Below are 13,587 nucleotides of genomic sequence, written 5' to 3' on the forward strand. Positions count from 1 at the left end.
AACATATGTAGTATACTTACAAAACTTTGTTTTGTTCTATACGGAATATGTTTTGACGAGGTACAGCAAAGTTCGCAAGAAAACGAAATTCAGAAACTTTCTCAACAGCCTATAACGTGTCAAAAATACTTTTTCGACAAAGTCAACTCTCTTGAAACAACTATATTTTATAATAGTTCTGCAACCTTATCGCCCATTTGCGAGGTTGTTACATGAGCGAAACCGTCCTCGAAAATGTCCGGAGTTCTGACAAGAGTGAGCGCTGTGTCAACCGCCTTTTCGATTGCATCGGCAGCTTCAGCCTCGCCAAATGTGTAGCGAAGCATCATAGCACCCGAAAGAATGGTTGCAAGCGGATTTGCCTTGCCCTGACCTGCAATGTCAGGAGCAGAACCATGGATTGGCTCGTACAAACCGAAAGTGCCCTCTGCGAGAGATGCAGAAGCAAGCATTCCGATTGAGCCTGAAATCATTGAAGCCTCGTCAGAAAGAATGTCGCCGAAAATGTTTGATGTAACGATAGTGTCAAACTGATTCGGATTGCGTACAAGTTGCATTGCGCAGTTGTCAACATACATATACGAAACCTCAACCTCCGGATAATCAACCGCAGTTTCCTCCATAACCTTTCTCCAAAGACGAGAGGAATCAAGCACATTTGCCTTGTCAACGCAGGTCAATCTCTTTTCACGCTTCATTGCATATTCAAAGCCGGCTTTGACAATTCGCTTAATTTCAGGATAAGTATATCTTTCGGTATCATAAGCACCTACAACGCCGTTTTCCTCATAAGTTCCACGGTCGCCGAAATAAATACCGCCTGTAAGTTCACGAACAATGAGAATATCCAAGCCGTCACCGATGATTTCTTCTTTAATCGGAGAAGCACTCTTGAGCGGAGCAAAAATCTTTGCAGGGCGAAGATTTGCAAAAAGTCCCAAATCCTCTCTGATTGCAAGAAGTCCCTTTTCAGGGCGATTACTGCCCGGTTGGTCATCCCACTTCGGACCGCCGACAGCACCCAAAAGCACTGCCTGCGAAGCCTTGCACGCATCTGCTGTTTCCTGCGGATAAGGAACACCTGTTGCATCAATAGCGCAACCGCCCAAAAGCTGATAGTTATAATTGAACTTGAAGCCGAATTTTTCACCTGCCCTGTTCAAAACCTTGATTGCCTCATCAACGATTTCAGGGCCGATTCCGTCGCCCTTCAACACGGTAATATTGTATTCTTTCATAGCATTGTCCTCCAAAATATTATATCAATCAGCAAACATCAAAGATGCCGGGCATGGTATCGTCACGCATTGTATCAGGCTGGTCACGGTTGATTGCACAAATAACGCCTTTCATACAAGCGTAGCCGATATTGTGACTGACACCGATACCGAAAATTGTTTTGCCCTGCGGAGTTTTGAGTTGAATATAGCTGATAGCCTTTGAATCCGAGCCGACTGCAATTGCGTGCTCATCATAATCAATAAACTCATACTCACGAAGCGGTGTTTTGTTCATAGCATCGCAGAACGCACCTACAGGACCGTTGCCGAAGCCGTCAATCTGCACAGGTGCTTCATCTTTGTATTTAAGAGTACCGGTGAAATGAACTGTTGTAAGAGCATCGTCCTCGTTTTTCTCTTCTGAAATTTTATAATTAACAAGTCTGTAAGGACCATTGACATTTCTGTATTCCTTTTGGAAAAGGTCGAAAACCTCGTCTGCGGTAAGCTCCTTGCCCTTTTCCTCGCAAGCGTTTTGAACAACTGCGCCAAATTCAGGATGCATAGCCTTTGGCATTTTGATGCCGTAATTGTTGGCAAGAATAAAGGCTGTTCCACCTTTGCCCGACTGCGAATTTATGCGGATAATCGGCTCGTATTCTCTGCCGACATCTGCCGGGTCGATAGGAAGATAAGGCACTTCCCACATATCGCTGTGGCTCTCTTCCATATACATTTTGCCCTTGTTGATTGCGTCCTGATGCGAACCCGAAAACGCAGTGAACACAAGCTCGCCTGCATACGGATGACGAGGCGGAACACTCATCTTTGTGCAACGCTCGTAAACCTCTTTTATCTTTTTGATGTCGTGAAAATCAAGTTGCGGGTCAACGCCCTGTGTCCACATATTAAGTGCAAGAGTGACAATGTCAACATTGCCTGTTCTCTCACCGTTGCCAAACAATGTGCCCTCGATTCTGTCTGCACCGGCAAGCAAGCCAAGTTCGGCAGCCGCGACGCCTGTGCCTCGGTCGTTGTGAGGATGAAGCGAGATGATAGCCGATTCTCTGTTTGGCAAATGACGGCAAAAATACTCGATTTGGTCAGCGTAGCCGTTTGGTGTTGAGCCCTCAACAGTTGACGGAAGATTGAGGATAATCGGATTTTCTTTTGTGATGTGAAGTTCCTCCATCACTCGTCTGCAAATCTCAACCGCATTGTCCATCTCTGTTCCGCTGAACGATTCAGGCGAATACTCAAAGCGAATATTTGTTTCGGGATTTTTCTTCTTTTCCTCCTCGGTCAATTCATAAATAAGTTGCGCACCCTTGACAGCAATATCAATTACGCCATCCATATCGGTTTTGAAAACAACCTTTCTCTGCAAGGTTGATGTTGAATTGTAGAAGTGAACGATTACATTTTTTGCGCCGTGGATAGCCTCAAAAGTCTTTTTGATGAGGTGAGGTCTTGCCTGAACAAGTACCTGAATCGTCACATCATCAGGAATGTATCCACCGTCAATGAGTGTGCGCAAAATCTCGTATTCTGTTTCGCTTGCTGATGGGAATCCGACTTCTATTTCCTTGATTCCGACACCAAGAATTGTCTTGAAGAATTCGAGTTTTTCCTCCAAATTCATTGGATCAACAAGCGCCTGATTGCCGTCTCGCATATCAACCGAACACCAAATCGGTGCTTTTGTGATTTGCTTGCTTGGCCAAGTTCTGTCAGGAATGTCAATCGGCTTGAAGCCAAAATACTTTTCGTAACCTTTTTTCATAATAAAAATCTCCTTTCATTTGGTGCAAAGGAATATAAAAAAGCCCCTACACTCAAAAGTATAGGGGCGTAAAATACGCGGTACCACCCTATTTCAGCAGTGAAAAACTGCCCTTTAGCATCAAACAATGCCTCAGCCTATAACGAAGCTACTCGGACAACCCTATTGATTTCTATTCAGGTCGTCGACTCCACAGAGAGCTATACATCATTTGCCATCCGCCGATTCACACCAACCATCGACTCTCTGAAGCAAGCAAACAATCTTTTTCTGCTTCCACATCTTTAAGGGTACTGTTAAGTTTTCAGTAATTTTATTATAACAAAAAGATATGATTTGTCAAGATTTTTTGAAAATAAAATTCAAACAAAATAAATCAGGCTCCCCAAACCATTAGGGGAGCCGATTATGTTTGCTGTTAAATTTTTGAATAGCCGTAGCCGTTGCTGATTGCGTCAACAGGGATACCCTTTTGACAGAATGGGCAATCGTGTGACGGATAAGATATATAACCCGGGATGTCTTTTTCGGTAAACAATGCGTTTACAGGAACATTGGCAATGCGTGCTTGCATTGAGAACGCAGCGGAAATGCCTGCAACCTTGCCACCGTAATATGCCACGCTTTCCATGGCACGCTCAATGGTTCTGCCCGAAGTGATACAAGAAATGAGGAGCAAAACATTTTTGCCAAAAATCATTCTGCGAAGATTGTCTCTGAAAATCAAGTTGCCTGCGGCATCGTATTCACTGCCGACAACAAAGATTGTTTGGTCCGGGTTCGGTGACATCATAGTTGGGCTTGAAAGTTCCATTGCCAAATATGCGCCGAGCGCCTGTGTTTCGTACAAACAGAGAACTGTGTCAACCTGAATGGCGTTTGTGTTGTAGTACTCTGCCATAAGTTTTGCCGCATCAACAGAGACATTGAGATTATGCTTGATGTCGGATGTGCCGACATAATAATTTATATGATTGTTTGCAGAGATGAAGTGTCCCGGCATAACATGAATAAACACATTTTCATTTTTAGGATTAGTTATTGTGTAGACATTGTTCATAAAAAGATCCCCTTTTTTCTTTCATTTTACACTAAATTGCTATATATTGCAAGGGGAAAACAAGATTTTTTATGCAAAATAGATAATTATTTATCAGTAAAACCCCACCGTCTGCATATAAAATGCAGACACCTTTACTGCGTAGACGCCCCCTTTTGTCTGCTTCGCAGACATTTCCCCCGATTAACGGGGGAATCACCTTACCATAAGAGGAGGCTATGTTGGTTGTGCCTCCCCTTGTTGTAAGGAGAGGCAAACATCAAAAACAAAAAGCTCCTCAATTAAGAGGAGCTGATTTTGTATTGAAATATTAGAATTCGACTTCGTCATCTACAGGTGCTGCTGAATGAGGAGCAAACAAATCGTCGAAATTAGAATCTGTAATATTTCCATAACCGCTTGATGTTGTAATCACATCATCATTCATAAACTTTACCACATTAATTTGAGGTGATTCAAACTTTTTCATTATTCAATTCCTCCTTAAATTAAGCGTTCAAGTTGACTGTTACATATTCAGGAGAGTAAATTGTTGTCTTTACTCCGTTTTGTACATATACAAGATATGCACGACCTGTGATTGATGGAACTGATGAGCTACTTGTGCCAAATCTTACAGTATATTCTTTTCTCTCTGACAATTTTTCAGCCTTTACTTTAGCTGTTCTTGTGCCATCAGGGGAGAGAACTTCAACACCCCATTCAATAGCATTTGCACCGGCAGGGAGATAGAACTTACAGTTGAAGTTAGCATACTTCTTTCCTTTTTCTTCATCTTTTTCAGCGAATGAACCTGTTACGGCAATTCTTGCTTCTGCTTCAGCATCATAAGCCTTAACATAAATGTCGCTTGTCTTTGGTGCATAGAAATCTACACCGTCAAGAACAGTGAGAAATTTTGTGTATTGTTCATCAGAATAAAGAGCATACTTTGTGCCTGCTTCTGTGTTTGGAAGATATACATAGCTGTCGTATGCATAAGCCTTGCTCCACTCACCAAAGTGAACTGTGCAGAAATCTGATGATTCTTGATTGCAAGTGTAAGTTGCCTTTACGGTGTATTCGTTGCCGTCGCCCTTTACAGAAGCAAGATCCCAATTTTCAAAATGATAGAAAGGAATACTTGGAGCGTCAACAGTTTTTGTGTCAAGTGTCATATCTTTGGCAACATATCTGATTGCAACAACCTGATTGTGTCTGCCGAGGAAAGTAACCTTTGATGAACTCTTTGAACTGTCTTCGCCTGAAAGATAAGCATAAATCTTTGCGTCCTTTGTGATTACAAAAGAAGCCTTTTGATCAAAGTTATCAATAACAGTAGATGTGTTGCCGTTGTCGGTTGTTACAACCCACTTCTTTACATTTGCCCCAGCATCGGCATCATAGGTTTTGCCATATTCAATATAGTCATTAAACTTTCCATTTTCAGTGGTTGAATCAAGATCTACTGTAACAAATACTACATTGAATTTTGCCTGAACGAGATTGCTGATTGCTGTCAAAAGTCTTGTTGTTAAGGCTTCAAGTTCTTCGTTATTCTTAACAGAATCTCTTGCAGTCTTTACAGAAGCGATTTCAACGTTCAAAGCATTGATTGAATCTGCTGTATATCTGTCAGGATACAAAGCCTTTGCTTCTGCTTCGGTAAGAGCATTGTTATACGAATCTATATAAGATTGTTCAATTTGAGGAAGTTTTTTAAGATTTTCTTTTGCAGTATTATAATTGCTAATCAAAGTTTTCATTTTGTTAGCCTTTGTTGCAACTGTGCCAACTGTAAGACCATCTGTAAGATTAAATCTGTAAAGTTCCGCAAGAGCAGAATAGTATGCCGAAACAGTTGACGCATCATATTCACTCTCATTAGCAGATACGGTGTTGAAAGTATTCTTTAAATCACCATCAACATCGTCCAAAAGATCTTTAAGCGGTTTATAATTGATAACTTTGTAATCAACTGTATAATCGGAAGTGTCAGCAGCGATGTTTTGCTTATTACCTTTACCACCTGTCCATTCCGCAAATATATCAGCTTGACACTTATATGTAAGAGTTGTTAACGAAGCATAATAGGTTTCGTCAAATGATGAGTCCGGTGTAAAAGTAATATAATTCTTCCATTGTTTAGGAGTATTTGTACCACCACCAAATAAATTCTTTTTAAAAACTTGAAAATATCCCGTAGCACTGTTTCCTCTTTCTTTATTGACAGTATCATCAGTTGAAAAATCGTGAGATGTATCACTATTGTCTCCATAATCAACCCAACTGTTTGCTCTAATCCATGTACGATTACCTAAAGAGAACTGACCACCGTTTTTCAAAGCAACATGGTCGATACCTGCATAAACTGTTATATTAGCTCCACAATAGCCATCTTTCCCTTCTACAGCTACAGGAATTTTTACATCATTAGTTCCATCGTAAACTGCAACAGCTTTATCAAGAGCGTGTGCAACAATAGAATATCCAACACTATTATCTAATGCGAATTGTGCGCTGGCTCTTTGGTCATAATTACCGGAAACCAAAATATTATTCATATAACCTGTATGGTTAGAAAGCGCATTGCCTGATATTGAGGTTGTAGTTGCATATGTCGGTGCACCGCTATTGATTTTACTTTGAATAAATGCCTTATCAGAAGCGGTATCAGCCAATGCTGTGAACGGCATTGATGAAATCGCCATTACGCCTGCGATTAAGCCCGCAATTGTTTTTTTGATAAACTTTTTCATAATCATCCTCCATTTTTTATAGATTTGAAGCAAATGCTTCCTCTGTATAATTAATGAAAAATAAAACAATTATTCATTCTGCACAACCGCAACTGCACAGAATTTTCAATTATAAATAGTTTACCATAAATATACATACATTTCAACCATTTTTTGTTGGAATAAATCATAAAATATGACAAAAAAGCGTTATGTTTTTTGTTTATATTAACAAACGATTAATATTTCGACAAGAAGTGGAGTTTTGGTTGCCTTTGTTTTTTGCAAACAATATGCAATTTGCGTTATCGTTCAAACATTCTGTTATTATATTGAACCCCTCCGTTGTTTGACCCCTCAGTCGTGCAAAAGCACGACAGCTCCCCTAACCATTAGGGGAGCCTTGACATTTGCCTCCCCTTGAAGCAAGGGGAGGTGCCGAGTGTAACGAGGCGGTGGGGTTTTACAATTTCTTGACCTCGATTTGTTTAACCCTTATAATATCTTGACCCCTCAGTCGTGCAAAGCACGACAGCTCCCCTAACCATTAGGGGAGCCTTATAGTGCTCTGTAGATTAAAGTCTTGATTGAACAACCGCATCAATATATTCACAAACATTATCAAAATTTGTATTTATTTCAATATTAGGGATACGAAGAATATGCAGACCGAATTCTTCAAGATATTCTGTTCGACTATTGTCATACTCAATTGCTTCGTCCTCAAAATGCTGTGAACCGTCAAGTTCAATAACAAGACTTGCACTTGCACAATAAAAATCAACAATATATTTTCCTATAATCTTCTGCCTTTTAAAACGAACAGAATAGTCTTTTAAAAAATCATACCAAAGGTGTCGTTCTTCCTTTGTCAAATTCTTTCGCAATTCTCTTGAATTTTCGACAAGGTTACTATTGAACTTTCTATCCATAACACTTTCTTTCCGATTTTGCCTCCCCTTGAAGCAAGGGGAGGTGGATTTTTGCGAAGCAAAAAGACGGTGGGGTTTTATCTTTTAACCCCTCAGTCGTGCAAAAGCACGACAGCTTTACTGCGTAGACGCCCCCTTTTGTCTGCGTTGCAGACATTTCCCCCGGTTAACGGGGAAATCGCCTTGCAACAAGGGGAGCCTATTAATTATTCAATAATTGACTTGCCTGTCATTTCTTCAGGTTGAGGCATAGACATAACCTTGAGCATAGTTGGAACTATATCTGAAAGTTTGCCACCCTCACGGAGTTTTACATCACCGCAGTTGCAAACGATGAAAGGAACCTCATTTGTTGTGTGAGCTGTGAACGGTGAGCCGTCAGCTTCTTTCATTTGGTCTGCGTTGCCATGGTCGGCAGTGATGAAAAGAGTTCCGCCATTGTCCATAACAGCCTGATAGAGAGAGCCAACGCACTCATCAACAGCCTCAACAGCCTTTACTGCTGCATCGAACACGCCTGTGTGGCCAACCATATCGCAGTTTGCAAAGTTGACGATGACAACATCATATTTGCCCGAACGAACAGCCTCGTTAAGTTTTTCAGAAACGAGATAAGCAGACATTTCAGGCTGTAAATCATAAGTTGCAACCTTTGGTGACGGAATAAGAATTCTGTCCTCTCCCTCGTTAACGGCTTCAACACCGCCGTTGAAGAAGAAAGTTACATGAGCGTACTTCTCTGTTTCGGCAATACGGAGCTGGGTCATACCGTTATTTGCAAGATATTCGCCGAATGTATTTTTAAGCGTCTCAGGCTTGAAAGCAACATCAACATTTGGCATTGTTGCATCGTACTGAGTCATACATACATAGTTAACCGGGAAATACTTTCTTTCAAATCCTGAAAAATCAGGGTCAACAAAAGTACGAGTAATTTCTCTTGCACGGTCAGGGCGGAAGTTGAAGAACACAACGGAGTCGCCGTCTGAAATTCTGCCCTCATTTTCAAGAGTTACAGTTGGAAGAATGAACTCATCAGTGAGGTTTTTGCCATCGCCGTCAACAGTTGCGTATGAAGCCTCGATAGCGGCAACAGGGTCTGTATTCTTGATGCCCTCGCCTAAAACGACTGCGTCATAAGCCTTTTTAACTCTATCCCAGTTATTATCTCTATCCATAGCGTAATATCTGCCCATTACAGTAGCAACCTTGCCCACGCCGATTTCGTTCATTTTTTCGATAGCTTCCGCAACATAATCCTTGCCTGAAGTCGGAGGAACATCTCTGCCGTCCATAATGCAGTGAAGATAAACCTTATCTTGACCCATTCTCTTTGCAAGTTCAACAAGTGCATAAATGTGCTTGTTGTGGCTATGAACACCGCCGTCGGAAACAAGACCCATAAGGTGAAGTGCCTTGCCTGCATCAATCGACTTTTGAACTGCGTTTTTGAGTGCTTCATTTTCGAAGAACTCGCCGTCATCAATAGCCTTTGTAATTCTTGTAAGTTCCTGATAAACAACTCTGCCGGCACCCATATTTGTGTGGCCTACTTCAGAGTTGCCCATTTGACCGTCAGGCAAACCTACGTCCATACCCGAAGCACCGATATAGGTGTAAGGATATTTTTCCATAAGCATATCGAGATTTGGCTTTTTAGCCGCCGCAACAGCGTTGCCAAAATCACTTTTATTGTGGCCGAAGCCGTCCATTATACAAAGCACATTGGTTTTTTTCATAAATAATCTCCTTGGTTTGAAATTTGAGGCGTTAGGAAACAAACCCCTCGGTCGTGCAAAAACACGACAGTTTACCTTATAAATAAGGGGCGCCTAATTAAAGGTCGCCCCTACGATTAGGCGATACCGCCTGCAAAAATATTTTATTTTGAAGCTGCCTTTACGATTACAGAGAAATCGTGAGCCTTAAGTGAAGCGCCACCGATAAGACCGCCGTCAACATTCTCCTTTGATGTAAGTTCATCGGCATTGCCTGCGTTCATTGAACCGCCGTACTGAATTGTAACACCCTGTGCGGCATCGTCGCCATAAGCCTCTGCGATAGCTGCACGAACAAAGCCGTTGCCCTCATCAGCCTGGTCAGCAGTTGCTGTTACGCCTGTGCCGATTGCCCATACAGGCTCGTAAGCGATAACAACATTCTTGAGTTGTTCTGCTGTTACATTTGTGAGAGCCATCTTTGTTTGGAACTTCAAGAGAGTTTCTGTGTAGCCAAGTTCTCTCTGCTCAAGAGTTTCACCAACGCAAACGATTGGCTTGAGGCCTTTTTCAAGAGCCTTGAGTGTGCGGAGGTTAACAGTTTGGTCTGTTTCGCCAAAGTATGTTCTTCTTTCGCTATGACCGATAACAACATATTCAACACCGAGTTCGTTGAGCATATCTGCCGAAACTTCACCTGTGAAAGCACCGCTGTCCTTAAAGTGAACATTCTCTGCACCGATTTTGATATTTGAACCCTTTGCTGCCTCAACTGCTGCAGGGATGTCTACGAATGGTACGCAAAGTACAACTTCGCAATCTGCATCTGCAACAAGTGGTTTCATTTCGTTAATCAAAGCTGTTGTCTGTGCCGGAGTGTTGTTCATCTTCCAGTTGCCGGCAATGATAGCTTTTCTCTTTGCTTTATTCATTATAATTACCTCTTATTTATTACAATTGTATTATAGGCAACCCGCCTCCCAAAAGGAGGCAGATTGTTGTTTATTATTTATCCTGAAGTGCTGCGATACCAGGAAGTTCTTTACCTTCAAGGAATTCAAGTGAAGCGCCACCGCCTGTTGAGATGTGGCTCATCTTGTCAGCGAAGCCGAGCTTTGTTACAGCTGCAACCGAGTCGCCGCCGCCGATGATTGAAACTGCGCCTGACTCTGCAACAGCGTTTGCTACTGCGATTGTACCTGCTGCAAAGTTATCCCATTCGGATACGCCCATAGGACCGTTCCAAATTACTGTACCTGCACCCTTGATAGCGTCAACGAAAACTTCCATTGACTTCGGACCGATATCAAGACCCATCCAGCCGTCAGGGATTTCATCAGAGCTAACAATCTTTGCTTCTGTGTCAGCAGCATACTCTCTGCCAACCTTGTTATCAACAGGGATAAGGAACTTAACGCCCTTTGCCTCTGCGTCAGCCATCATTTGACCTGCTTTTTCAACCCAGTCAGCCTCAAGAATAGAGTCGCCGATTGAGTGACCGAGGTACTTCATAAATGTATAAGCCATACCACCGCCGATGATGATAGTATCGCACTTGTCGATAAGGTTTGAAATTACGCCGATCTTATCAGAAACCTTTGCACCGCCGAGGATTGCAACGAGAGGTCTCTTTGGATTTGCGAGAGCGCCACCCATAAACTTGATTTCCTTTTGGATGAGGAAACCGCAAACAGCAGGAAGATAAGCCGCAACGCCTGTTGTTGAGCAGTGTGCTCTGTGAGCTGTACCGAATGCGTCGTTAACAAAGATGTCTGCAAGAGAAGCAAGCTCTTTTGAGAAGTTCTCTTCGTTCTTTGTTTCTTCTTTTCTGTATCTTACATTTTCAAGAAGCATAACCTCGCCGTCTTTAAGCTCTGATGCAATTCTCTTTGCATTTTCGCCTACAACTTCAGGGTCTTCTGCAAGTTTAACCTCTGTGCCGAGATACTCGGAGAGCTTCTTTGCAACAGGAGCAAGGCTGAACTCAGGCTTGTATTCTCCCTTTGGTCTGCCAAGGTGTGAGCAAAGGATAACCTTTGCACCGTGCTCCATCAAATACTTGATTGTTGGCAAAGCTGCAACAATTCTCTTATCATTTGTGATTTCGCCGTCCATAAGAGGAACATTGAAGTCACAACGGGCAAGAACTCTTTTGCCCTTTACATCAATATCTTCAATAGTCTTTTTGTTAAGTGCTTCCATAATAAATCTCCTTTATGAATTTTTAACAATAACATTATACAGTATCTTAATTGATAAATCAATAATAAATGTTAATTATTTAACAAATTCTGTTGTAACCTTTACAATGTTCTCGGCTGAAAGACCAAACTGCTTGAGAAGATCCTTTGCAGGGCCTGAATGACCGAATTCGTCATTAACACCGATACGCTTTACAGGAGTTGGACATTTTTCCGAAAGGCATGAGCAAACAGCCTCGCCCAAACCGCCGATAATGTTATGCTCTTCAACTGTTACAACCTTGCCTGTCTTCTTTGCAGAAGCAACGATGAGTTCGTCATCAAGAGGCTTGATTGTGGCAATGTTGATGATTTCTGCATCAATGCCGTTTTCTGCAAGAGTTTTGCCTGCTTCGATAGCCTCGGCAACCATAAGACCGTTTGCAATGATTGTTACATCCTTGCCCTCTTTAATGATTTCGCCCTTACCGATTTCAAACTTATAGCTGTCATCGTGGAACACAGGAACAGCAAGTCTGCCAAATCTCAAATATACAGGACCTTCGTATTCATAAGCAGCCTTAACAGCCTGCTTTGCTTCAACATCATCAGCCGGACAAATAACAACCATACCCGGAATAGAACGCATAAGAGCGAAATCCTCGCAACACTGATGGCTTGCGCCGTCCTCACCAACAGAAATACCTGCGTGAGTTGCACCGATTTTTACATTAAGATGCGGATAGCCGATTGAGTTGCGAACCTGCTCAAAGGCTCTGCCTGCTGCGAACATGGCAAATGATGAAGCAAACGGAACAAGTCCCATAGTGCTCATACCTGCTGCGGCACAAATCATATTTGCTTCTGCGATACCGCAGTTGAAGTGTCTGTCAGGATATTCCTTTTTGAAAATTCCTGTTTTTGTAGCAGCCGCAAGGTCGGCGTCAAGAACAACGAGTTTATCTGCTCCGCCTGCTGCAAGCTCTTTAAGTGCGTTACCGTAGCTGTCACGGGTAGCAATACATTTTACTTCGCTCATACTTACGCCTCCAATTCTGCCAACTTGGCATTCAATTCTGCCATTGCAATGTTATATTCTTCTTCGTTTGGAGCTTTGCCGTGCCAACCAACTTGATTTTCCATATAAGAAACGCCTTTGCCCTTAACAGTTTTCATAATAATTGCAAAAGGCTTGTTTGACTTGTGGAAAGCGTCAAATGCTTTTTCAAGATCGTCAAAATCGTTGCCGTCAATAGTGATAACATCAAAGCCGAAAGCCTTAACCTTTTCGTCAATAGGCTCTGCCGACATAACCTCACTGCAAGGACCGTCAATTTGAAGTCCGTTGCAGTCAATAATGATGCAGAGATTATCAAGCTTGTACTGATGAGCAAACATCATAGCTTCCCAAACCTGACCTTCTTCGATTTCACCGTCACCAAGAACAGAATAAACATTGACATCCTTGCCGAGGAACTTTGCGCCCTTTGCCATACCGACAGCAACGCTGATACCCTGACCGAGAGAGCCTGTGCTCATATCAATACCGGGAACAGTATTCATATTTGGGTGACCCTGAAGATAAGAATCAATGTGACGGAGAGTTTTTAAATCTTCAACCGGGAAAAAGCCTTTGTATGCAAGTGCGGCATACAAGCCCGGTGCACAGTGACCCTTTGAAAGAACTAGCCTGTCTCTATCGTCCCACTTTGGTTCTTTAGGGTTAACTCTCATCTCTTTTTCATAAAGATAAGCAAAAACATCTGCCGCTGAAAGCGAACCGCCCGGATGTCCTGCTTTTGCATTGTAAGTGCCTTCGATTATGCCCATACGGATTTTTGTGGCATAAATCTCAAGCTCTTTTTTACATAATGAATCCATAAAAAAGCTCCTTTGCTAATTATCTGATTTTATTTTCCCTTTTATTGTAACAAATAATTGTTAAATGTGCAAGAGAAAAGCGACGGATGGTAACCA

11 protein-coding genes and 1 other annotated feature are annotated in these 13,587 nt (G+C 42.1%); all 11 genes read right to left on the reverse strand.

The annotated features are described in order from the left end of the window. Positions 1-167 precede the first annotated feature (167 nt). The 11 genes from leuB to B5D29_RS03495 all read right to left on the reverse strand — a co-directional run bounded on the left by leuB (position 168) and on the right by B5D29_RS03495 (position 13,491). Positions 168-1,238: a 3-isopropylmalate dehydrogenase gene (leuB, locus tag B5D29_RS03450; protein ID WP_078768186.1), complete on the reverse strand. Its 1,071-nt coding sequence runs from the start codon at positions 1,236-1,238 to the stop codon at positions 168-170. Between the two features lie 28 nt (positions 1,239-1,266). Further along, on the reverse strand, positions 1,267-3,003 hold the full coding sequence (gene leuA, locus B5D29_RS03455; RefSeq protein WP_078768187.1) for a 2-isopropylmalate synthase: 1,737 nt from the start codon (positions 3,001-3,003) through the stop codon (positions 1,267-1,269). A 59-nt stretch (positions 3,004-3,062) separates the two neighbouring features. Then, positions 3,063-3,291 (reverse strand) — a binding site (T-box leader). 130 nt (positions 3,292-3,421) lie between these two features. Next, positions 3,422-4,063, reverse strand: coding sequence for a type I phosphoribosyltransferase (locus B5D29_RS03460; RefSeq protein ID WP_078768188.1), 642 nt, complete (start codon positions 4,061-4,063; stop codon positions 3,422-3,424). 310 nt (positions 4,064-4,373) lie between these two features. Then, positions 4,374-4,532, reverse strand: a complete 159-nt coding sequence (locus B5D29_RS08680; RefSeq protein WP_159443388.1) for a hypothetical protein — start codon at positions 4,530-4,532, stop codon at positions 4,374-4,376. Between the two features lie 19 nt (positions 4,533-4,551). Beyond that, positions 4,552-6,801 (reverse strand): alpha-crystallin domain-containing protein, encoded by a 2,250-nt coding sequence (locus B5D29_RS03465; protein ID WP_078768189.1) that lies wholly within the window; start codon positions 6,799-6,801, stop codon positions 4,552-4,554. Positions 6,802-7,355: 554 nt separating this feature from the next. Beyond that, positions 7,356-7,712, reverse strand: a complete 357-nt coding sequence (locus tag B5D29_RS03470) for an endonuclease domain-containing protein (RefSeq protein WP_078768190.1) — start codon at positions 7,710-7,712, stop codon at positions 7,356-7,358. A gap of 206 nt (positions 7,713-7,918) precedes the next feature. Next, positions 7,919-9,451: a 2,3-bisphosphoglycerate-independent phosphoglycerate mutase gene (gpmI, locus tag B5D29_RS03475; RefSeq protein ID WP_078768191.1), complete on the reverse strand. Its 1,533-nt coding sequence runs from the start codon at positions 9,449-9,451 to the stop codon at positions 7,919-7,921. A gap of 143 nt (positions 9,452-9,594) precedes the next feature. After that, positions 9,595-10,362, reverse strand: coding sequence for a triose-phosphate isomerase (tpiA, locus tag B5D29_RS03480; RefSeq protein WP_078768192.1), 768 nt, complete (start codon positions 10,360-10,362; stop codon positions 9,595-9,597). 73 nt (positions 10,363-10,435) lie between these two features. Next, positions 10,436-11,632, reverse strand: coding sequence for a phosphoglycerate kinase (locus B5D29_RS03485; RefSeq protein ID WP_078768193.1), 1,197 nt, complete (start codon positions 11,630-11,632; stop codon positions 10,436-10,438). A gap of 75 nt (positions 11,633-11,707) precedes the next feature. Further along, positions 11,708-12,649 carry a transketolase family protein gene (locus tag B5D29_RS03490; RefSeq protein ID WP_078768194.1) on the reverse strand — a complete coding sequence of 314 codons (942 nt, stop codon included), beginning with the start codon at positions 12,647-12,649 and terminating at the stop codon, positions 11,708-11,710. Positions 12,650-12,651: 2 nt separating this feature from the next. Beyond that, positions 12,652-13,491 carry a transketolase gene (locus tag B5D29_RS03495; protein WP_078768195.1) on the reverse strand — a complete coding sequence of 280 codons (840 nt, stop codon included), beginning with the start codon at positions 13,489-13,491 and terminating at the stop codon, positions 12,652-12,654. Between the last annotated feature and the right edge of the window lie 96 nt (positions 13,492-13,587).

Origin of the sequence: Eubacterium coprostanoligenes, from assembly GCF_900167205.1 — a bacterium.
GTDB classification, from domain to species: domain Bacteria; phylum Bacillota; class Clostridia; order Oscillospirales; family Acutalibacteraceae; genus Eubacterium_R; species Eubacterium_R coprostanoligenes.